12 protein-coding genes are annotated in these 23,413 nt (G+C 40.9%); 11 read left to right on the plus strand and 1 reads right to left on the minus strand.

Going from position 1 to position 23,413, the window contains the following annotated elements; translation table 11 throughout:
* Positions 1-17 precede the first annotated feature (17 nt).
* From G4420_RS06565 to G4420_RS06610, 10 genes are all read left to right on the plus strand, one after another.
* On the plus strand, positions 18-3,347 hold the full coding sequence (locus G4420_RS06565; RefSeq protein ID WP_163322737.1) for a SusC/RagA family TonB-linked outer membrane protein: 3,330 nt from the start codon (positions 18-20) through the stop codon (positions 3,345-3,347).
* Between the two features lie 13 nt (positions 3,348-3,360).
* Positions 3,361-4,815, plus strand: coding sequence for a RagB/SusD family nutrient uptake outer membrane protein (locus G4420_RS06570; protein WP_163322738.1), 1,455 nt, complete (start codon positions 3,361-3,363; stop codon positions 4,813-4,815).
* A gap of 212 nt (positions 4,816-5,027) precedes the next feature.
* Complete coding sequence (locus G4420_RS06575; RefSeq protein ID WP_163322739.1) at positions 5,028-7,994, plus strand: FAD-dependent oxidoreductase; 2,967 nt, start codon at positions 5,028-5,030, stop codon at positions 7,992-7,994.
* A gap of 21 nt (positions 7,995-8,015) precedes the next feature.
* Positions 8,016-9,701: an FAD-dependent oxidoreductase gene (locus G4420_RS06580; protein WP_163322740.1), complete on the plus strand. Its 1,686-nt coding sequence runs from the start codon at positions 8,016-8,018 to the stop codon at positions 9,699-9,701.
* Between the two features lie 67 nt (positions 9,702-9,768).
* Complete coding sequence (locus tag G4420_RS06585) at positions 9,769-11,457, plus strand: FAD-dependent oxidoreductase (RefSeq protein WP_163322741.1); 1,689 nt, start codon at positions 9,769-9,771, stop codon at positions 11,455-11,457.
* 165 nt (positions 11,458-11,622) lie between these two features.
* Positions 11,623-14,679, plus strand: coding sequence for an FAD-dependent oxidoreductase (locus tag G4420_RS06590; RefSeq protein WP_163322742.1), 3,057 nt, complete (start codon positions 11,623-11,625; stop codon positions 14,677-14,679).
* Between the two features lie 193 nt (positions 14,680-14,872).
* A complete protein-coding gene (locus G4420_RS06595; RefSeq protein ID WP_163322743.1) occupies positions 14,873-15,961 on the plus strand; it encodes a hypothetical protein in 1,089 nt (362 codons plus the stop codon).
* Positions 15,962-15,971: 10 nt separating this feature from the next.
* Positions 15,972-17,426, plus strand: a complete 1,455-nt coding sequence (locus tag G4420_RS06600) for a carbon starvation CstA family protein (RefSeq protein WP_163322744.1) — start codon at positions 15,972-15,974, stop codon at positions 17,424-17,426.
* 204 nt (positions 17,427-17,630) lie between these two features.
* A complete protein-coding gene (locus G4420_RS06605; protein WP_163322745.1) occupies positions 17,631-17,837 on the plus strand; it encodes a DUF4981 domain-containing protein in 207 nt (68 codons plus the stop codon).
* Positions 17,838-18,017: 180 nt separating this feature from the next.
* Positions 18,018-18,752 (plus strand): ATP-binding protein, encoded by a 735-nt coding sequence (locus tag G4420_RS06610; protein WP_204273609.1) that lies wholly within the window; start codon positions 18,018-18,020, stop codon positions 18,750-18,752.
* 260 nt (positions 18,753-19,012) lie between these two features.
* Here the strand turns inward: G4420_RS06610 and G4420_RS06615 are convergent, their stop codons facing one another.
* A complete protein-coding gene (locus G4420_RS06615) occupies positions 19,013-21,799 on the minus strand; it encodes a hybrid sensor histidine kinase/response regulator transcription factor (RefSeq protein WP_163322746.1) in 2,787 nt (928 codons plus the stop codon).
* Between the two features lie 267 nt (positions 21,800-22,066).
* Here G4420_RS06615 and G4420_RS06620 point away from each other — a divergent pair, with 267 nt between their 5' ends.
* Entirely contained in the window at positions 22,067-23,410 is a 1,344-nt protein-coding gene (locus G4420_RS06620; protein WP_214647205.1) for a sugar porter family MFS transporter, read from the plus strand.
* The last annotated feature ends 3 nt before the right edge of the window (positions 23,411-23,413 follow it).

Consider the following 23,413-nt stretch of genomic DNA (forward strand, 5'->3'; position numbering starts at 1 on the left):
AAAATCAAAACAAATTTATGAACAAAATTGAGAAACTTACATCTTTTTCGAAAGAAAAGGGTATTAATCAAACCTTACTTAAAATGAAACTATTAGGTTTTATCATCCTTATTTCTGTTTTACATGTTTCAGCAGAAAGTTACTCTCAGCAGACGAAATTAGACTTGAACTACAAGAATTACTCAATTAAACAGGTTTTGAGTGAGATTGAGAATCAGAGTCATTATAAATTTCTATATCCAAGCGACTTAATCGATGTGGATAAACGAATTGATGTAAAAATAAAGAACGAAGACATTATCCAGATCATGGAAGAAGTCTTTAAAGATGAATCAGGGATGATCTTTAAAATAGTAGAAGAGAATCTTGTGGTAATTTCATCGGAAGAGGCTCAGCAAAAAACTGTTACAGGGAAAGTTGCTGACACGGACGGTAACCCGTTACCTGGAGTTACAATTTTAATTAAGGGAACTACAAATGGTACCATTACCGATACCGATGGAAACTTTATTTTGCCCAATGTTGGTCCGGAAGAAACACTGGTTTTTTCATTTGTGGGATTAGAAACACAGGAAGTCCTTGTTGGTGGGCAGTCAAATTTGAGCATTACGATGCAAGAAGGTACTGTTGGACTGGATGAAGTTGTTGCAATCGGATACGGAACAATGAAAAAATCGGATTTAACCGGTGCTGTATCATCTGTTAAAAATGAAGATCTGGAAGCTGTTCCGGTATACAACATGGAGCAAGCTTTAAAAGCCAATGCATCAGGTGTTCGCGTTAGTCAAAACTCTGGTCAGCCCGGATCCAGGATTGAAGTTCGAATCCGTGGAGGAAACTCAATGATTGGTGATAACGGACCATTATATGTTATTGATGGTTTCCCTATAACCGGGGGCATTAATTTTATCAACCCTTCCGATATTGAATCTATCGACATTTTAAAAGATGCATCTGCAACGGCAATCTACGGAGCAAGAGGTGCCAATGGTGTTGTATTAATTACATCGAAAAGAGGAAAACAAGGTCAAAAAAGTAAAATTGAGGTGAATAGTTTTATTGGTTTTCAAACCGATACAAAACGTTACGACCTGTTAAACGCTCAGGAATATGCCATCGTTTCCAATGAATGGCTGAGAAACGGCAATCTTGAACCATTCTTCTCTGATGAGGAGATCGCCACCCTTGGAGAAGGTACAGACTGGCAGGATGCAATTTTAAGAACAGCTCCTATCCAAAACCATACGGTTACCTTCTCAGGAAGCTCAGAAAAAACACGTTATTCATTATCCGGAAACTACTACGATCAGGATGGTATTATCATCAATTCAGGAGTTAAAAGAGGATCAGTTCGCTTGAATCTGGATCATGAATTAAACAGCTGGCTAACCATGGCCGTTAATCTTAATCTTTCAAGAAGATCAAATACCAGTATTCCAGTTGATAACGGCTATCGTGGAACATCTACTTTATCTGCGGCAGCTTCTGCCCCTCCAACTTTGCCGGTATACGACGACGAAGGCCTGCCAACTCAAATTGAAAGATTCTACAATTTTGGTTCAGCCGATATGCGTAACCCAATGATTTTTGCCAGCCGTCAAACTACAACATTAGCAAATACCATTGTTGGTAACGGAAGTTTTGATGTAAAACTGACAAAAGATTTGACCTTCAGAACGCTCCTCGGATTGGAATATTCTTACGCATGGCGCGATTATTACAATCCAATTATTTATGACAACGACAGAGGAAGTGCGTCTCAAAGAACATCGTACAACAACTCATTTCTGAACGAGAACGTGTTGACTTACAAAAAAGAAATTGCAGACCTTCATGATATAACGGTAACAGGTGGATACACTTACCAAACATACATGAGCAGGGCTTTAAACGCCAGCGTTAGCGGTTTTGCGAATAATACTACTGAAAATTACAATCTTGGCGCTGCAGAAATCGTTGATCCGCCATCTTCGTACTATTCAGAATGGGTGCTGGCATCGTGGTTAGCACGTTTTAATTACTCTTTCAATAATAAATATTTAATCACAGCTAGTGTTCGTGCCGATGGATCTTCCCGGTTCGGAGCTAATAACAAATGGGCAACATTTCCATCAGCAGCTTTAGCATGGCGTGTTTCTGAAGAGTCATTCATGCAGGATGTTACATTCATGAGCGATTTAAAATTCAGAGCTAGTTATGGTATTACAGGAAATACAGCTTTAAGTCCTTATCAGTCGTTAGACCGTTTAGGAACTGTTAAAACCATATTTGCGAACCAGGCCGACGAAGTGGGTTTTGTTCCAACAGGTATTTCAAATGCAGATCTGAAGTGGGAAACAACGTCACAAATGGATATCGGTTTTGATGTAAGTCTGTTAAACAACAAGTTGCGATTAACAGCCGACTATTACAAGAAGAACACAACCGATCTGTTAGCTTCAGTTCCGCTACCTCCTTCAGTTGGTTTCGGTTCTATCCTTCAAAACATTGGTGAGATTCAGAATCAGGGTTTTGAATTCACTGCAAATGCAGAAATTATTAGAACTGCTGATCTCGTTTGGAACGTTTCTGCTAATTTCTCAACTAATAAAAATAAAGTGGTAGAAATTGCAGGTGGCAGTGATATTTTTGCTTCCGGACAGGGTGCTGCATGGTCAAGTACCAACATTGCCCGCGAAGGAGAACCTATTGGAAGTTTCTACGGATTGGTTGAAGACCATATTGGCGACGATGGATATATTGTGTACAAAGATTTAAGTGGCCCGGATGGAACTCCCGACGGGGTAGTAAATGCACTCGACCGTGTTATTTTAGGCAGTCCGCTTCCTGATTTCTTCTACGGTGTGAATTCATCTCTTTCTTACAAAAATTTTGACTTGAATATCATTCTGGACGGAGTTTACGGAAATGAGATTTTTAATGCAACTTTAGGAACCCATCTTAACTCTTTCCAACGCGGAAACAACCAGTTTAAAGACATTATGGGCAATTACTGGACGGCAGAAAACCCTGATCCAAATGCCAAATATCCTAAAATCAGTGCAGGCACTCAAATGGATGTTTCTGACCGCTTTATCGAAGATGGAAGCTACTTAAGAGTCAAATCGATACGCTTAGGATACAAAATCCCAACCGAGAAATTGGGTATTCCATGGTTCGATTTTGCACAGATTTACCTTTCCGGAACTAACCTGTTTACTTTTACAGATTATTCAGGACTTGATCCTGAAGTAAATACCAAAGGTGGAGATAGTCAAAATATTGCCAGCCGATTGAATATGGGCCACGACCAAAGCGGATATCCTAATGCGAAAACATATGCAATTGGTTTAAAACTTAATTTCTAAAAATTCCGAAATTATGAAAAGAATAACATTATATATTTTAATCGCAATCCTGTTTTCATCTTGTGAAAACATGTTAGACGAAGTTCCAAAGGATTTTGTTTCACGTGCTAATTTCTACCAAAACGAAATAGATGCACAGGGAGCTTTAAATGGAGCATATGATGCCACCGGACCTGATTTTTATGGCATAACCCACTACTTAATGATTGAATTACATGGTGATTATCTGAATGGTAGAGGTTCTCAGGCTCCGATTTCAATTATGGATCAGGTTTTAAATCAACAGAATATCGGCAGATGTGAAACCAACTGGCTAACGCTGTATCGTGCCGTTAACCGTGCTAATGCAGTACTGGATAATGTTGTGGATATGGTTGATATTACCGACGAAGCTAAATCGCGAATTTTGGCAGAAGCTCACTTTTTAAGAGCAATGGCATATTTCGAATTGGTTAGAGGCTGGGGACCAGTACCTATTAAAACAAAAGAAAGTACTGACCTTAGTGAACTGGAATCTCCAAGAATGCCGGAAAGTGAAGTATATAAACTAATTGTTGATGACCTGCTGGTTGCAGAGAGAGATCTTTCGGAAGATGTAGGAGCTGAAACCGGTCGTGCAGGGAAATGGGCTGCAAAGATGCTATTATCTCATGTATACCTTACATTAGGCCAATGGGCTGAGGCAGCAGAAAAAGCTGACGATGTAATTAAAAGTGGTATGTACGAAATGGTAAGGGTTACTGAGCCTAACGATTTCTACAAGATTTTTGCAGCTGAAACCAGCTCTGAGGATATCATGTCTATTCACCACTCAGAAACAAGTACATCAACCATCCCAACTTATTTGCACCGTGGAAGCGCTTATCCGTATAACAACAGCAGTACCGGTTACTTCGCCTGGTTACCGGATATGAATTCATTTATTGGAGACAGTTGGGATACCAATGATTTACGTAAGCAATTCAACTTTTATTACGAATATCAGGATGCAGACGGAAACTGGGTTTCACTGCCTTCAACTGTTCCTGTACTGATGAGAAAATTCATTAACAACGCAGATGGTCTAAGCATTTACAGTGTACCGATTTACCGTTACACCGAAGCTTTCTTGTTCTATGCCGAAGCTTCTTGTCAGGCTGAAGGAGGACCTTCTGCACTTGCTCTTGAGCGTTTAAATATGGTAAAAAGAAGAGCGTACGGTTACGATCCTACTGTTGCTTCTCCGGTTGATTATCCTTCTGGCATGAGCAAAGACGAATTCGTTGATACTGTTCTTCAGGAGCGTGCCTACGAGTTTATGGTAGAACGCAGACGCTGGTACGATTTAAAACGTACAGGAAAAGTAAAAGAAGCCTTCGCTGCCGTAGGTAAAAATATTCTGGATGAAAGAATGCTATTCCCTATTCCGGAAGATGAAATCAATAATAATCCTGCTATTAATCAGGAAGATCAAAATCCTGGGTACTAGATTTATGTCTATTAAGTGATTTTGGATTATATATACATACAGCAAAGAGTCCAAAAATTATTTTGGACTCTTTCTTTTTCTTAACTTAAGAAGGTTTTCAGCAATACTTAACAAATAATAACAGCACAGCTTAAACACGCTCTTATTTGCCAAACCAACAAAGGGCGACTAAACATTTTTATTTTCAAGTAAATACCTATACCAACTAAAACATGAACCAGAATAAAAATAGATTTTCGGAACAGCTTATAAAGCAAGTTATCAATATCCTTGTGTTGGTTTTGCTGTGCGCTAGCGTACAAGCAAGCAATAAAGTAAAAGAATCATCAGATTTTGTGCGTCAATCGGAAAGAGAAATTCCGCTTGAAAAATCAGTTGATGTATTGATCGTTGGGGGCAGCGTTCCGGCAGTTGCCGCAGCTGTTGAAGCCTCAAAAAATGGGGCCAGTGTATTTTTAGTAGCGCCAAAACTTTATTTGGGAGAAGATTTATGTGCAACCTTACGCTTACAGGTTCAACCGGAACGTGAACTTAAAACCGAACTGGAACGAGAGATTTTTGGAGATAGCCTTATCACCACCCCGTTAAAAGTAAAAGCGACGCTAAATAAAGCTTTGTTGGATGCAAATGTGGAATTTGTATTCGGCTCTTTTATCTCTGATCTTTTATGGACAACAGATGAGAAACTCGCCGGCGCTGTTATCTGTAACCGCGCAGGACGTCAAGCTATTGCAGCAAAGACAATCATCGATGCCACCGATAATGGATGGATATCGCAAATGGCCGGGGCACAAATGGAGCCATGGAACGGCGAATCGATTAACTTTGAACGTACAATCCTTCTCCCCGGAGCAAATGATAATTCACTAAAATACGAGGTGAAAAAGTTAGCGATTCCAATGCAGGATCTTTCTTTCTCGTCGTTTGCAGAAGCAGAACAACTGGCACGCCAGCAAACCTACGACAAAGAACAACTGCGAGCTGCGGAATCTCTTTTCTTCGTCCCTCCCTACTCCATAATTTGTAAGAAGAATCAAGATCAGTGGAATTCCTTTCCTAATTTGGATTCAGACTATTTTCAGTCAAAAAACGTCGAAAACCTGTTTGTGCTTTCAGGAATGGCAGGAGTTCCCCGAACAGTTGCTGCTTCTCTTCTAAAGCCTGCAGCTTTATGTGAAGCGGGAATAATGGTAGGGTACAAATCAGCGGAATTAGCTGCAACAACAGAACCGACTTCAGACATACATTTTAAAATTAATTCTGTTACAAATTCTAAGGGAGACATTGGAGAGATACTTACAGGTTTCCGGCCTGTACATGATACACCAAACAGTATTAAACAACCAGAAACAGGCTTGCCGGTATTGGCGAATTACGATGTGGTTGTTGTTGGAGGAGGAACCTCAGGAGCTCCCGCTGCTATTTCTGCGGGCCGCATGTGGATGAAAGTTCTGGTAGTTGAATACCAGGAAGGTCTTGGTGGTGTGGGCACCCTGGGTTTAATTGGAAAACCATGGCATGGTCGTAATGTAGGCTTTGCCAAAGAAGTACCGTTCCCAAAAACCAATATTGAACCGAAAATGGAATGGTACCGTTCCGAGATTAAAAAAGTTGGCGGTGACATTTGGTTAGGCGTTCTAGGATGTGGAGCATATGTTGAAGACGGCCATGTAAAAGGAATTGTTGTAGCAACGCCCGAAGGAAGAGGCGTTATTCGTGCCAATGTAGTAATTGATGGTACGGGCAATGCAGATGTGGCTATTGCTGCAGGTGCAGATTATATGTATGGCGATATTGAAAATGGGAAAATCGCATTACAAGGCACCGGCTTACCATCAAGAAAACCAACAGGGAACTATGTAAATACTGACTACCTGCTGGTTGATGAAACAGATGTTGTGGATGTTTGGCGAACTTTAATTAGCGTTCAGCAAACTAAAAACGCTGATAATATTTACGATGTTGGCTCTTTGATTCAAAGCCGTGAGCGTAGACGGATTGTAGGCGAATACGAACTAAACTACCTCGATCAGGTAATGGAACGCACCTTTCCGGATGTGATCGTTTTTTCGGGAAGTGATTACGATTCGCACGGTTATCCCAGTTCGCCCTATTTTGCTCTTTTGCCACACGACAAGGTATCCTGGAAACAAAATCATCCTGCGCCGGGAGGAACTTGCTATACGCCCTTTCGTAGTTTGATCCCCAAAAAACTGGACGGAATTATTGTTACAGGACTTGGAATTAGTATGCACCGCGATGCTTCCGCCATGGTTCGTATGCAACTCGACTTAGCTAACCAGGGATATGCCGCCGGAGCAGCCGCGTCAATGGCCATATCTTCAGGTAAAGAGTTAAGGGATATCGATATAAAAGAGCTTCAAAAAATATTGATTGCCAAAGGTAATCTTCCCGATTCTGTTCTCAATTTAGGCGACTCATTTCCGCTTTCAAATAAAACAGTTAGAGAAGCAGTTGCCGACTACGGAAAAGCAACCAATCCGACTGAAGCAGGCAAACCTTTGGCAATAATTCTAACGCATAAAGAAGAAGCATTACGCGAAGTAAAAAAAGTTTATAAAGAGTCGGAAGGAAAAGAAAAGTTACAGTATGCCAGACTTTTGGGAGTTTGCGGCGAAAAGGACGGTATCGAGACTTTATTAGCGGAAATTGAAAATTTTAAAGGCTGGGATGAAAAGATATTTCAGGGATCGATGGCAGATTATGCTCACCTTCCCACGCCGACCGACGGAATTATCTGGGCACTTGGAAATACCCTGGACAAACGGGCTTTACCAGCATTGTTGAAACTTACCGAACAATTGGATTCCGACGTTACTCTCTCGCACCACCGTGCGCTTGCACTTGCATTGGAGAAGCTCGCAGATCCTTCGGCGGCTAAACCTCTGGCCGACTTACTGGCAAAGCAAGGAATGCAAGGCCATGCAATGCTGAATTTAGACGATGCCATGACCGATCTGGAGAACGATGGTAAAGGCAAAAACAGTAGGCTTCCGTTGCCGAAACGCACAAAAGCTCTTCGCGAAATTATCCTGGCACGTGCACTATATAATTGTGGCGACTACAACGATGTTGGGAGAAAAATTCTTGAATCATACAGACATGACATGCGTGGACTATTTGCTAGGCATGCTACCAATATACTCGACAGTAAATAAGAACGAATTAAATTTAAAGACATGAAACAGCTATTGATTATTATTTTCTGCCTATTTTCTATAACTCACCTCCAAAGTCAACCTCAATATGACATTGTAATTTACGGCGGCACTTCTGCCGGAATATCAGCCGCAATCCAAAGTTCGAGAATGGGGAAATCAGTTTTATTGATCGAACCTACACGCCGCATTGGCGGATTAACAACCGGAGGACTTGGACAAACCGACATCGGAAATAAACAGGCAATTGGCGGAATTTCCAGAGAGTTCTATCAAAACATAAAAGCTTACTACGAAAATCCCGATAACTGGAAGTGGCAAACCGCTGCAGAATACCGAGATGGTGGACAAACCCGTACAAAAGCAGGAGAAGATGCAATGTGGACATTTGAACCGTCTGCCGCGCTAAAAGTATACGACCAAATGATAGCCGCTGAAAACATTGATTTGGTTTACGAAGAAAGATTGAACCGAAAAAATGGAGTTGAAAAAGATGGGACACAAATTGTGGCAATTGAGATGGAGAGCGGTAAAAAATACTCCGGAAAAATGTTTATCGACGCAACCTATGAAGGAGATTTATTGGCTACTGCCAACGTTAGTTATGTAATTGGCCGTGAATCGAATAAAGAATATGGCGAAACTTTAAACGGTGTGCAGGCAAACGATATTGGAATCACACTTCGGAAAACAATTTCACGTAACAGCGTTCATCATAACTTTATAGACAGAGTTGATCCGTATATCGTAAAAGGTGACCCGGAGAGCGGTTTGCTACCTTTTATTACAGAAGGTGGTCCGGGAGTAGATGGCGACGGAGATAAAGGCATTCAGGCTTATTGTTTCAGAATGACACTTACCGATGCTCCTGAGAATCGTATTCCGTTTGCAAAACCTGAAAATTACAATGAACTGGACTATGAGCTTCTTTTTAGAAATTATGAAGTTGCACCGGGGGCAATGGAAGAAATGTACGAGTACGGCGATCCATTGGTGCCATGGATTAACTCGGCAATGCCAAACCGGAAAACAGATACCAACAACCAGAAAGGATTTTCTACTGATTTTATTGGTCAGAACTACGATTATCCCGAGGCTTCATATGCTGAACGTGAAAAAATTGTAGAGCGACACCGCAGCTACCAGCAGGGCCTGATGTGGACACTTGCCTATCATCCACGCATTCCTCAGAAAGTAAAAGATAAAGTTTCTAAATGGGGTACCTGCAAAGATGAATACGAACGGGAAGACGGCTGGCAGCAACAGCTTTATATACGAGAAGCCCGCCGAATGGTAAGCGGATATGTAATGTCTCAGAAGAATTGTGAAGGTTTTGAAGTGGTGGAAGATCCGATTGGACTTGCCGCTTACGGAATGGATTCGCACCAGGTGCAACGCTATGTTGATGCCAATGGATTTGTTCAAAACGAAGGAAATGTGGAAGCTTCTGTGCCTGCCCCTTACCCAATTAGCTATCGTTCTATTGTTCCGAAAAAGGAAGAATGTACAAACTTATTGGTGCCTGTTTGCCTTAGCGCTACACACATCGCTTTCGGATCGATAAGAATGGAGCCCGTATTCATGGTTTTAGGGCAATCGGCGGCTACTGCTGCGGTTTTGGCGATAGGCAGCGAAGTAGGTGTACAAAACCTGAATTATTCGGAATTAAAGGAAAAACTATTAAGTGATAAGCAAGTATTGAAATAAAAAGAATCAAGTATCTAAATACTACTCGCTTTATTACAAAAAGAAATTACCAACTAAAAGAATAGACATGAACATAAAGTTAAACATTAGAATCTTAAGATCATTTATCGCAATATTTACCTTCTGCCTTGTTTTTATAGGATGCCAACAGGCACAGAAAACGGAAAGCAGTAACACAGCAGATGTTATCATTTACGGAGGTACATCAGCAGCCGTTACCGCCGCGGTGGAAGTAGTTCAGTCGGGCAAATCCGTTATTGTTGTCTCACCCGATATTCACCTCGGAGGACTTTCTTCCGGAGGACTTGGTTTTACTGATACAGGTAATAAATCAACCATTGGAGGGCTTTCTCGCGAGTTTTATCACCGCGTATGGCAACATTACAACGAAGATGCTGCCTGGGTTTGGGAGAAGCATTCGGAATACGGGAACAAAGGCCAGGAAACTGTTGCTATGGACGGTGAAAACCGAACCATGTGGATTTTTGAGCCTCATGTAGCCGAACAGGTTTTTGAAGATTTCGTTACTGAAAATAACATCCGTGTTGACCGCGACGAATGGCTTGATCGGGAAAACGGTGTAGAAATGGAAAACGGAAAGATATCAGCCATTACTACCCTTTCAGGGAAAACCTACAAAGGCAAAATTTTCATAGATGCCACTTACGAAGGAGATTTAATGGCAGAGGCGGGAGTGAGTTACCATGTTGGGCGCGAAGCTTGCTCGGTTTATGGCGAGGAATGGAACGGCGTTCAGGCAGGAGTTTTCCATCATGGCCACCATTTTAGTAATAACATTGATCCTTATGTAATTCCGGGAGATCCTTCCAGCGGACTGTTACCTAAAATATCAGCAGAAAAACCTGGGACAAATTGCAGCGGCGATAATAAGGTACAAGCCTATTGCTTTCGCATGTGTATGAGCAATCATCCTAATAACAGGGTGCCTTTCCCAAAGCCGGATAACTACGATCCGAAAGATTATGAATTGCTGGCACGTGTTTTTGATGCCGGTTGGCGTGATTGGTTCAATAAATTCGATATGATTCCGAACAAAAAAACAGATACTAATAACCATGGGCCTTTTAGCAGCGACAATCTCGGGATGAATTACGATTATCCGGAAGCTTCTTATGAAAGAAGAAAAGAAATCATTAAAGAACATGAAGATTATCAAAAAGGCTTGCTTTATTTCGTAGCAAATGATGAAGGTGTACCACAGGAAATTCGTGAAGAAATGCAAAACTGGGGCTTGGCTGCTGATGAGTTTACTGATAACGGTAACTGGCCGCATCAACTTTATATACGCGAAGCCCGCAGAATGATTGGCGACTATGTTACAACTGAAAATGATGTATTGGGAAAAAGAGAGGTTCCTAAACCTGTTGGAATGGGCTCTTACACCATGGACTCGCACAATATTCAACGTTATGTAACGGAAGAAGGCTACGTACAGAATGAAGGAGATATTGGAGTTCATCCTCATCATCCTTATCAAATTTCCTACGGGTCTATAATTCCTAAAAAGGAAGAATGCAACAACTTGTTGGTTCCGGTAGCAGTTTCATCAAGCCATATTGCATTTGGGTCTATCCGTATGGAACCGGTATTTATGATTCTGGGGCAATCAGCCGCTACTGCCGCTTGTATCTCAATCGATGAGAAGATTGATGTTCAAAATGTACAATACGAGGAGCTGGAAAAACTTTTGCTTTCAAAAGGACAAGTATTAAGTTCAGCTCAAACAGAACAATAAAAACATTACTCCGGCTGATTGTAAAGGTCGGCCGGAGCTTATAATAAACAACCTAAAAAACGTCATTAAGTTGATAAAAGACACCTGTTATCCACTACCAACTTTCTTAAAAATTAAAACTAAAAACTGATATTTAAGCAAAAATCAATCAAACCAAAACCAACAATGAAACGACGTAACTTTATTAGAACAACTGCGGCTGGTTCGGCATTATTATTTACCCCCGGCGCATTTACTTTTGGCAATACCTTAATCGAGGATAAGAAATTTTGCTATCAATCGGCAAGAAAAATACCAGTAGCTTATAACGTTGATGTGTTGGTAATTGGCGGTTCAATGGCGGCAGTAGCTGCAGCTGTTGAAGCAAAAAAATCGGGTGCTAACGTTTTTTTGGTAGCCATGGAAACCTATCTGGGTGAAGATGTTTGCGGAACTTTTCGCTTTTGGACAGACGACAACGGCGTTAATGATACCGAACTCGGAAAAAGTATTTTCGGGAATGGCCTCCCCACACCACTACATGTAAAGCGCACACTTGACAATGCGTTGATCGACAACGACATTAATTTCCTATATTCCAGCTACGTAACCGACATTTTAAGTGATAAAAACAATCAACCGGCCGGAGTGGTAATTTCAAACCGCTCAGGAAGACAAGCAATTATCGCCAAAACAATTATCGACACTACTCCACGGGCAATGGTTGCTCGCATGGCCGGAGCTCAGTTTGGAGTTTATCCTTCAGGCGAACAAACTTTTAAATTCACAGTAGTTGGAAATCATTTAAAAGAAGCGCCGGGCCTAAAAGGAAAAATACAGGATAAAAAAGTACAGTTGAAATACGCTTCCACCGGAGATACACAGGGAACTGGTTTTTCAGATGCAGATATTCAATACGATGCTATCGAATACTCTATTCAAATTAATATGAAGGATGGAAGTTGGGCATCGTTTGCAGAAGCTGAGCAGGTTGCCCGCGACCTTACCTGGGATTCGGATCAGGTTGAATCGTCTGACATAATTTTCCAGAATCCTCCGGATAAACTGGTCGGTCAAAAACGATGGAATAATACTGACGTTGATCCGGATAATATCAATCTGAAAGTCTTCAAACCCAGAAAACTGGAAAATATTTTTGTATTAAGCGGAAGTGCCAATTTAAGTGCCGCAGCTGCCGAAACGCTGCTAAAACCGGGGAAACTTATTCGAATTGGAGAGCGAATAGGTGTGGAGGCTGCAAGTGTTTCTGCTACCTTTGAAGAACCACAATCGGTTAAAATTAAAGGCGATAAAAACACTGGAGTTGTTTCGGGCGATGTAGGTGAAATTTTGGAAGGTTTGCGCCCTTCTCTCAATATTGGTGAGATTAACGCTGAAGAAACGACTCTGCCTGTTTTGGGGACCTATGATGTAGTTGTGATGGGTGCCGGCACTGCCGGAGCTCCCGCCGGTGTTGGCGCAGCAAAAAAAGGAGCGAAAACGCTAGTGCTCGATTACATGCACGGGATGGGCGGAATGGGAACGGTTGGTATGATTGGAAGATACTACCACGGCTACCGAAAAGGATACACCAACACCGTTGACGCGGGTGTGAAAAATATGGATGCTGACAATCCGCGCAAAAAGAAATCGATGGCAGAGTGGGTTTTCGACTGGAAAACAGAATATTTCAGACGGGAAATCCGAAATGCTGGTGGTGAAATTTGGTTCGGAGTGCTGGGTTCGGGAGCCTATGTTGAAAACGGAAGAGTTAAAGGTGTGGTTGTTGCAACCCCCGAAGGCCGGGGAATTGTACTGGCTCACACCGTAATTGATTCAACAGGAAGTGCCGATATTGCTATTGCAGCAGGTTCTGAATATAATTACACCGATGGATATTCAATTGCCGTTCAGGGCTCCGGACTTCCATTCAAAAATCCGAATGACTTTTACAACAATACCGACTGGACATTTATCAACGATTCAGACATGCTGGATGTATGGCGTGCCTTTGTGGTTGCAAAAGATAAATTTAAAGACCAGTACGATATTGGAAAAATACCGCAAACCCGTGAACGCCGAAGAATGGTTGGCGATTTCACTGTTGGAGTACTGGATGTATACAACGGTCGCACATATCCTGATATTATTTCAGCTCACCTCAGCTCTTTCGATACGCACGGATTTACAGAAGATCCGTTCTTCTCGCTAAAACCACCGGCTCACAGCGGAGTAGATGTTTTAGCTTTTGTTCCATTCAGAGCGCTACTCCCGAAAGGACTGGAAGGTATTGCCGTTACCGGGCTTGGTGCCAGCGCTCATCGCGATGCTATGCCGGTTATCCGTATGCAGCCTTGTTTGCAAAACCAGGGATACGCAGTTGGAATGGCTGCAGCACAGGCAAAATCGAATCAACAAAATATTCGATACATCGATATCAAAACACTTCAAAAAGAGCTTGTAAAAATTGAAAGTCTCCCGGAACATGTACTTACCGACATAGACAACTACCCACCACCTTATGAGAAGATACAACAGGCGGCAATCTCAGTTGTCGACAACCTGGAAGGGTTGGAAACGATTTTGTGGGATAAAGACCGGGGTATAACCGCACTGATTGACCAGTATCATCTCACTAAAAACGAGGAAAACAAACTGGTTTATGCGCGTATTTTGGGTATGCTTAGCGATCCAACCGGATGGGAAGACCTGATTAAAGCAATTGATACTTACGATGAATGGGACGAAGGCTGGAACTATACAGGAATGGGGCAGTTCGGAAAGAGTATCAGTTACCTGGATAGTTTAATAATTGCTGCTGGCAGGACGCAAAAAACAGAAGCTATACCGGCCATTGTGCGGCTGGCAGAAAAACTGACGCCGGAGAGTCATTTCTCTCATTTCAGGGCAGTTGCCATTGCTCTTGAAACAATTGGCGATAAAAAAGGAGCCGAACCACTTTTCAAAATTCTTGAAATGCCGGGAGTAAGGGGGCATGTTATGCCGGATATAAAAACAGCAAAAAAACTTGCACCTGCTTTTAAAAACGATGTATCGACCCGAAATAACGCGTTACGTGAAGTAATCCTGGGGCGTGCATTATACAAATGTGGCGATTATAACGGTGTCGGAAATCAAATTCTAAACGAGTATTCGAAAGATTTACGCGGACACTTCTATCGCCATGCAAGCGGAGTTTTACAGCTCTTTACTGCTCCGAAAGATGTGGAGGTTGAATTATAAACGAATACTTGCTTCCGATATAGCAAGTTTAATATCAATTTTCAACAGAGGAAGATTGTGATGCAGCAACATGGTTGGAAATGTGTTGATAAATACGATAAGGAAAATGCACAAAATTATAACGTAGGCAGGACACTGGGCTCCAAATAATAAACAGGTTTAAAAAAAGATAAATTTATCTAAGTGGCAGGATATGGTAAAGCAGTTTTGGATTTTGATTATGATCGTTTCCGGGGGATTATTCTGTCTTTCCTATTTCAATTTAAATAGTAGAGAAAACTTTCTGTCCTGGGAGGGAGAGCGTATGTCTCACGCCTTTAACGATACAGTTGATGAACTTTCTGAGCAACAGATTATTGAGTTGCAAAACGAGGAAGGGATGCCTGTTTATTTTGGCAGATACTTTTTTAAAGATGTTTGTATATCGGGAAAATGCAAGATGATTCGTGTTTGGCTGTTTTGGGATGGTGCCGGGAATTATTTGGGGCATCAGGTGCCCGTTGATGAGCCGCTGACAAAATCGGATCATACTGTTTTTGAGCCTAAGGATTATCAGAAGTTGGATAAAATTCTGGCAGATCGTTCTTCTATTTTGAAAGATTTGAAACAGGAGGATTTAGTAATTATTCCGGACTCAATTGAGAATCCGTATGAGTTAGATGGTTACACTGCGGCAACTCAACCCGCTTTATCAGAAGTTATAGTAAAAGATGCTGTTTATACTTGCCATACGCTTTGGCATACGGTTTACGGTCCTACTCAGCAGGAAGTATTACGTTTACTCGACGAGCGAACGAATGCCGATTTTTTGAGAAAGATGCTTTCATCAAAACAACCCGGCAAAATTATCTGGGTAATTGAAACAGTTGAGAAGCACCGAAAATATCACGAAGAGTTTTATCCCCATTTTATAGAGTATATAAAGTCGGAAGATGATATCCTGGCCGATAAGGCATTGGATTATTTCCAAAATAGTATGCTGAATGACGAATTGATACAGAAGCGTCTTGTCAGTGAAATGCCTTACTTTTCAGCAAGTACCAATGTTGAACTGATCTGGAGACTTATTGAACACGGAACGGTCTCTGACGAAATATTCGGAGAACTCATACAGTTTGTAAAAGAGGGAAAACTGCAGGTGACAGCACTTAACATCGTTTATCAGCTTTTTCAACCTGATTTTTTAAAAGACGAACAAATAAAAACAACAATGAATAACTTTTTGAATGGAGAAGATGCCTATGTGCGCCGATTAACTCAAAAGGTTATGGAAACAAAATAAAAAATATAGGATGATTACATTTATTATTTCCATAGCAGTACTTGTAGCAGGATATTTTATTTATGGTGGCTATGTCGATCGCAAATTCAAAAGCGATCCTTCCCGACCAACTCCGGCAATCGAAAAAAATGATGGAGTGGATTACGTGCCTTTAAAAACAGGCAAAATTTTCCTGATTCAGTTTTTGAATATTGCCGGCTTGGGGCCAATCTTTGGAGCAATTGCAGGGGCAATGTGGGGGCCTGTTGCTTTTATTTGGATTGTGCTGGGGTCTGTATTTGCAGGTGGTGTGCACGACTATTTCTCAGGTATGCTTTCTGTGCGGCACGGAGGAGAGAGTATCCCCGAAATTGTTGGAAAATATTTGGGAATTGGAGTAAAGAACTTTATGCGGGTTTTTGCTCTGGTCTTGCTGATTTTGGTCGGTGTTGTTTTTGTAAAAGGGCCAGCAACAATTCTTGCCGGGCTGTCAAGTGTGAGCTCGTTTTATTGGATCTTCATCATATTTCTATACTACATTTTGGCTACAATGATTCCTATTGATAAGCTAATTGGTAAGATCTATCCGTTCTTTGGCGGTTCCTTACTTGTTATGGCGTTAGGAATCTTTGCAGTATTGCTTTTCGGGAAATATACGATCCCCGATCTAACGCCTGCAACCTTTGCCAATATGCATTCGAATTCCGATAAGTTTCCGGTGTTTCCAATGTTATTTATTACCATTGCTTGTGGAGCAATTTCAGGATTTCACTCTACGCAATCGCCTCTAATGGCTCGGTGTCTTTCGAATGAAGCCGATGGTAAAAAAATATTTTTCGGAGCTATGATCACAGAAGGTATAGTTGCGTTGATTTGGGCTGCTGCGGCCATGGCTTTCTTCGGAGGTGTGCGCGAGTTGGGTGAAACAATGGCACAGCCCGGGCATAATGCAGCTTGGGTGGTCAATCAAATTTGTGATACGATGCTGGGAAAAATCGGTGGTTTGCTAGCGATCATCGGAGTGGTTGCTGCACCCATAACATCGGGTGACACGGCATTTAGAAGCGCTCGTTTAACCATTGCCGATACATTCGCTTTTAAGCAAGGTAAACTGACACAACGTTTGGTTATTACAATTCCCATTTTTGTTGTGGCTATACTTCTCACTACAATTAATTTCGATATTATTTGGCGGTATTTCGGGTGGTCAAATCAAACGCTGGCAACAGTTGTATTATGGACTGCAGCAGTTTATATGCTAATTAGAGGCGAGAATTTCTGGATTGCGCTTATTCCTGCAATTTTTATGACAGCAGTGGTAACAACATACATACTTGTAGCACCAGAAGGCTTGATGTTACCCTACGCTTTATCCGCATTTATTGGATGTATTGTAACGGTCATTCTGACAGGCTATTTTTTCTTTTTTAGATCGAGAAAAGTTGTAACCGGACGTGTAACAATGAGCTCTGTTCGAAGTAATTAATTGAATTTGTAAACGAACGAATAATAAGAACTGTCTCGGTCTTCAAATGAAGATTGAATGATTGCTTAATACTGAAATTATGGGAAAAACTACGATACAATTTATTGTTATTATTTCTCGTTTGGCCGATGTTTTGCCTTCAAATATTTGGGCAAAAAACAATTGAGAGAATTCAACAATTTTTGAGATCAAGAAAGAACCGGAATGAAAAAGAAGGTGAGAATACCTACTGCTTATGATCTGAAATCAGGAATGAAATATTTTTTAAGTGTTCTCTTTTCGTTGAAAGAAAATACCAGCTGGGCCGAAAGAGGTCATATTGTTGCCTGGGATCAGTTCCAACTATCAGAGAAGCTCCCGTATTCAATGAGTCTCCAGATCAGTTCAATATTTTTACGAGGATTCAAATAGGTTTCCCATCATTACCTTTCAAAGTCTTTAAACCCATCAAATACTATCATATTTTAGTGTTCTGATGCCTAACTTTATTTCTGTAAAAAGACCCTTTCGAGGAAGGATAGAAAGTTTATGTTTTGGTAAGACCAAAACCCATGTTTAGTATCCCGTTGGTCTAAAAAATGGTAATAAAATATGGTGCAATTTTCGTATAAAGTCAATTTTGATCCGGTAACGATTAATGATATCTATACAAATCACCGTAATCTTAGTCGCAAAATAAGTGAAAAGCTGAGGCCATTACCGGCATTCAGAAAATATACGGAGGTGGGCTATCTACCCATCTTTATGGAAGGAGAAGATTCCTATTTGTTGAAACTGAATCAAGTAATAAATACAATTGTTGATACCGATCTGGCCTATATTGCAGCTTATAATTCGGGCACGGCCAATAAAGTAAAAAAATTACTGGCAGTAATTGCTGAATCCGTACCCTTTAAACCAAACATCGCTGCGCTGTCAAGAAAACTGGATTTGAGTCGTGACAGTGTTTATCAATACATCTACCAGCTTGCAGATGCACATTTGTTAAATACTTTAAGCTCTGAAGGAAGAGGCGTTTCAACTTTACAGAAACCTGACAAAATATATCTTGAAAATACGAACCTGGCATATGCGTTAAAGAGTAAACCAGATATTGGAAATATTCGTGAAACGTTTGTATTTAACCAGTTACATAATGCGGGACTTCAAGTATATTTACCAAAAGCCGATGATTTTGTTTTCGACGGTTATACTTTGGTGATAGGAGGGAAGAATAAAACCACAACGCAGGTGAAACATTTAGATAATTACCTGATTGTATCTGATGATATTGAAGTTGGAACAGGTAATAAAGTGCCTATCTGGTTGTTTGGTTTTTTATACTAAGATGAGTTAAGAATCGGGATCACTATGGCTTGAATAAGACCACAGAATTTTGTATCTCTAAGCTATAAAATATTGAAAATGAACCAGTGAGAGACAAAAACGAGACCTCACTATTCGCATTGAAATAACACATTGATTATAAGTGTATTTGGGATGTGGTTCGATTCCCGCCCCGGGTACAACAAAAGCCTGATATTCGAAACGAGTATCAGGCTTTTTTGTTTTCAGTGGTGCCAAATATGGTCTTCTTATCATTTAGTTTATTTTTTTGCGTACTCACTAGGCGACATCCCAAACTGGTCTTTAAAACATTTTGTGAAATACGATGGCGATGAAAATCCAACTTCGTAGGCAATCTCAGCCATTGTTTTTCCACTGTTTTTTATCAGGTTTAACGAGAGTTTCAATTTTACCGAGCGTACAAATTCGCTGACTGACATTCCTGTAAGTTTTTTTATTTTCCGGTAAACATGCACGCGCGATAATCCTAACATCTGACTTAGTTCTTCTACCGAAAACTCCTCCTTGTCGCGGTGTTCTTCCACTATTTGCGAGATTTTATTCAGAAATTTCCGATCGAGGCGCGAAAGATCTTTATCGTCTTCTGCAATAAGTAGCTGACCTTTGTAGCGTTCCTGCATTTTCTTTCTGAGTTCGAGCAATTTCTTCACCCTGATTTGCAAGTGACGGCTGTTAAACGGTTTTGGAATGTAGGAGTCGGCTCCTTCTTCCAGTCCCTCAAATTTTTGCTCTTGTGAAGCCTTTGCGGTTAGCAGAATAACTGGAATATGACAGGTTTTTAAATCTGTTTTTAAGGTGCGGGTAAGTTCCAACCCATCCATTTCTGGCATCATGATATCGCTCACAATAAGGTCGGGTTCATCATCACGGATGATTTCCAGTGCCAGTTTTCCATTTTCTGCTTCCAGAATATGATAATGATCTTGCAAACTGTCTTTTATATATTCCCGAACATCGTTTTCATCCTCAACCAAAAGAAGCGTAGGTTTTTCCTCAAAATTTATTTCAATATTCTTTTCTCCGGTATTTAAAACCGGATTGATATGAATTTCGTTGTTTCGTTGAATCTGCTTCTTTTTCGTATCGTTTACAGGTGTTTCAATTTTTTCGGATGCACTAAGATGGGTATTTCCAAGTGGCAAATGAATAGTAAAAGTTGTTCCTTCTCCAATGTTGCTTTTAACCTCGATCTCTCCGTGGTGCAGGTCGACAAATTCTTTCGAAAGCGAAAGCCCCAGTCCTGTTCCCATAAAGCCGTGTGAGCTTTCTGCCTGGAAAAAACGATCAAAAATATGCTCTATCTGATCCGTTGGAATTCCGTTACCGTTGTCGGAGATTTTAATTTCCACTTCTTCATCCCAAATCTTCTGTGTTAAAGGCTTAATTACTTTTAGCGTGATTCGTATAGTGCCATTAACGGGTGTGAATTTAATGGCATTTGAGAGCAGGTTGAATATAACTTTATCAAGTTTATTCATGTCGAACCAGGCATTTAAATGGTTTTTTTCAGCTTCAAAAACAAGAGAGATATGCTTCTTCTCCGCCAGATCATAAAAGGGCATCACAATTTCTTTCAGAAAACCAACAATGTCGTAACTGGCGGCCTGCAACTGCATTTTATTGTTTTCTATTTTCCTGAAATCCATCAGTTGATTAATCATGTGCAGCAGGCGAAGTGAATTCTGGTGCATCATGGAAACCTGCTTCTTAAAACGCTCCGGAATATCTGTTGATTCGATCATATCCTCTAGCGGACCAATGATGAGCGTAAGCGGCGTTCTGAACTCATGCGACATATTAGTAAAAAAGCGAAGTTTGGTTTGTGTAGCCTCTTCCAGTTTTTCCGAAACTTCAAGAATTTGGTCTCTTTGTTTTATTATTTCCCGGTTTCTTTTTTCTATTTCTAGTTTCTGATGCTCCAGTTTTTCGTTGGCCGCACGTTTGTTTTGGTAAGCTCTGAAGGTTTGAATAACCAAAATAACAATAGCTGCCAGTAAAACCAGTACAACGATTAAAAAGCTCCGTTGACTTTTAAAGCGGGCAATCTGGTTTTCAAGAACAGATTTTTGGTTTTCAATTTTTCCCTGCAGGTCGTCAACAGCCTCGTATTGAAGTTTTAATATCTTGGCATTGTTGTTATCAATAACCACGGTTTCAAGAATGTTGATACGCTCAAAAGGCTGTTTGTTTAGAATTTTATCAGCCAGTTGGATGGCCTCGGCTCCACCTGTAGGATAAAGAAAGGTAGCATCAATTTTACCATCGATCACATCTTCTATTCCACCGTCATCTCCTAATAATCCGTCGATACCCAGGATAAATTTATCGCTGATATTATTGGCGGCAATTACTTCGTAGGCTGCTCTGGCAATTCGGTCGTTATGCGAAAAAACCAGATCAAAGTCCAGTTTTTGGTCAAGGAAATTTTGCATAACAGTTTTACTGTCGCTGTAATTCCATTTACCCGATTCCGATGCAACCAGTTCAATATCGGGATATTGCGAAATCACTTCCATAAAACCATTGTGCCTGTTAATGGCAGGCGAGGACCCCTGCAGCCCGGTAATTTCAACGATTTTACCTTTGCCGTTTAATAATTTTACCGCATAATCTCCGGCTTCTTTTCCAATTAAATAATTGTTGGCACCTACATACGCAGTATAAGCCTCCGAGGCTATTTGTCTGTCGATAACGATAACGGGAATTCCGCTATTATATACCTCTTCAACAATTGGTGTTATTGGTTCCGATTCGTTGGGAGAAACAATCAACAGGTCGATTTTTTCTTCCAATAACTGCCTGATGTCGTTTATTTGTTGGTCGCTATTGTCGTTGGCGTCTTTTATTACCAGTTCAAAATCGGGGAAAAAGGCCAGTTCTATCATCATTTCGCGGTGCATCGATTTGCGCCAGTCATCGCCTGTGGTGCATTGCGAAAATCCAATTTTGTATTTTTCTTTTGACGAAAGACTAAAGAAGGAGAATAACAGTACGAATAGAAATAGGATCGATAGTTTCTTCGTCATATAGTTTAGTCTGATTAATATACTTTTGTGAAAGTAATAAATTTCAAAGAACCAATATCTCAATTCGCGTGATAACGTGAAAGAAATTTACCATTATTTTTTCAAAGTGTATCATAGTTGACAGTGATGTAACATAATTGCAAACGTATTGATATTTAGGCTGATAATGTTACATGGTTTTAACATCTCGTAACATTTCTTAAAGCCGAAAAAAGGCTGCCCCCATACCTTTGATTCAGAGTTTTAAACCAATAATTCTGAATCGAAATGAAGACACAAAATGTATTTTCTGTTGCCATTATAATAGCCCTTGGCGGCTTTCTTTTTGGTTACGACATAGCTATGATGTCGGGTACCACTTCGCAACTGGAAACCTTATTCGACTTAAATAGTTTTTGGCTGGGTTTTACAGTTGCTGTTGCCATTATGGGTACCATAGTTGGTACTGTTATAATAGGTAAACCGGCTGAAAAATTCGGGCGCCGCAAATCGTTAATCGTATTATCCGGTCTTTTTGCCTTATCAACTTTGGGTAGCGCATTTGCCATTAACTGGGGAATGTTGCTGGCCTGCCGTTTTATAACCGGAGTTCTTTTAGGTTGTATTTCGGTGGTTACACCCATGTTTATAGCCGAAATATCGCCGGCAAAAAAGCGCGGACAGCTGGTTTTGTTAAACCAGTTTTTTGTGGTTACTGCCATCTTTCTGGCGTTTGCAGTAAATTATCTTTTGGCAAATATTTTCGAAAGTGGATCGTGGCGCTGGATGATCGGTGTGGAAGCTATTCCTGCTGCAACCTTCTTTTTATTGCTGAACCTGGTTCCTGAAAGTCCGCGTTGGTTGGTAAACCAGGGACATACCGATGAGGCATTGGCTGTATTTCAGCGTATCAAGGCTGAAAATCCAACGGAGGAAGTACGTATTGTAAAACAATCGGTAGGTGAAGAGGAAGCTATGGGGCACGGAAAGTTGTTTGTAAAAGCTTACCGGTTCCCGATAATGATTGCCTTTTTAATTGCCGCCTTTAACCAGCTGGCGGGTATAAATGCCATAATGATTTATGCACCACGCGTATTCGAAATGGCGGGTTTTGGAACCAATGCATCGCTGTTACAATCCATTTCGGTTGGTGCTACAAATTTGGTATTCACTTTCGTGGCACTTTTTCTTATCGATAAATACGGGCGAAGAACACTTCTTATGGCCGGATCAGTAGGAATGGTAGTGTTTCTTGGTCTGCTTTCCAAGTCGTTTTTTACCAATAACTACTCCGATTTTGGCGGCTACGGTGTAATGATTTACCTGATGGGTTTCATTGCTTTTTTTGCTTTCTCTCAAGGGGCAGTGCTTTGGGTGGTTATTTCCGAAATTTTCCCCAACAAAGTACGCTCGCAGGGACAGGCGCTGGGAAGTTTTACCCATTGGATTTTTGCCGCAGCTCTTATTTGGGGATTCCCGGTATTGAATAACACCGTTGGTGGCGGTATCTCCTTTGGCTTTTTCGCTGCAATGATGGTGTTGCATTTCTTCTTTGCCTGGAAAGTTCTTCCCGAAACCAAAGGCAAGTCGCTGGAGGAAATTCAACAGGAAATGAAATCACGAATCAAATAATAC

Source organism: Draconibacterium mangrovi (assembly GCF_010586825.1).
Lineage (GTDB): Bacteria > Bacteroidota > Bacteroidia > Bacteroidales > Prolixibacteraceae > Draconibacterium > Draconibacterium mangrovi.

Bases quoted from the DNA above. Each gene is read 5' to 3' on its own strand.
- G4420_RS06585 (WP_163322741.1), top strand. From the start codon at position 9,769: ATGAACATAAAGTTAAACATTAGAATCTTAAGATCATTTATCGCAATA.
- G4420_RS06570 (WP_163322738.1), top strand. From the start codon at position 3,361: ATGAAAAGAATAACATTATATATTTTAATCGCAATCCTGTTTTCATCT.
- G4420_RS06565 (WP_163322737.1), top strand. From the start codon at position 18: ATGAACAAAATTGAGAAACTTACATCTTTTTCGAAAGAAAAGGGTATT.
- G4420_RS06575 (WP_163322739.1), top strand. From the start codon at position 5,028: ATGAACCAGAATAAAAATAGATTTTCGGAACAGCTTATAAAGCAAGTT.
- G4420_RS06620 (WP_214647205.1), top strand. From the start codon at position 22,067: ATGAAGACACAAAATGTATTTTCTGTTGCCATTATAATAGCCCTTGGC.
- G4420_RS06600 (WP_163322744.1), top strand. From the start codon at position 15,972: ATGATTACATTTATTATTTCCATAGCAGTACTTGTAGCAGGATATTTT.
- G4420_RS06595 (WP_163322743.1), top strand. From the start codon at position 14,873: ATGGTAAAGCAGTTTTGGATTTTGATTATGATCGTTTCCGGGGGATTA.
- G4420_RS06615 (WP_163322746.1), bottom strand. From the start codon at position 21,799: ATGACGAAGAAACTATCGATCCTATTTCTATTCGTACTGTTATTCTCC.
- G4420_RS06610 (WP_204273609.1), top strand. From the start codon at position 18,018: ATGGTGCAATTTTCGTATAAAGTCAATTTTGATCCGGTAACGATTAAT.
- G4420_RS06605 (WP_163322745.1), top strand. From the start codon at position 17,631: ATGAAAAAGAAGGTGAGAATACCTACTGCTTATGATCTGAAATCAGGA.
- G4420_RS06580 (WP_163322740.1), top strand. From the start codon at position 8,016: ATGAAACAGCTATTGATTATTATTTTCTGCCTATTTTCTATAACTCAC.
- G4420_RS06590 (WP_163322742.1), top strand. From the start codon at position 11,623: ATGAAACGACGTAACTTTATTAGAACAACTGCGGCTGGTTCGGCATTA.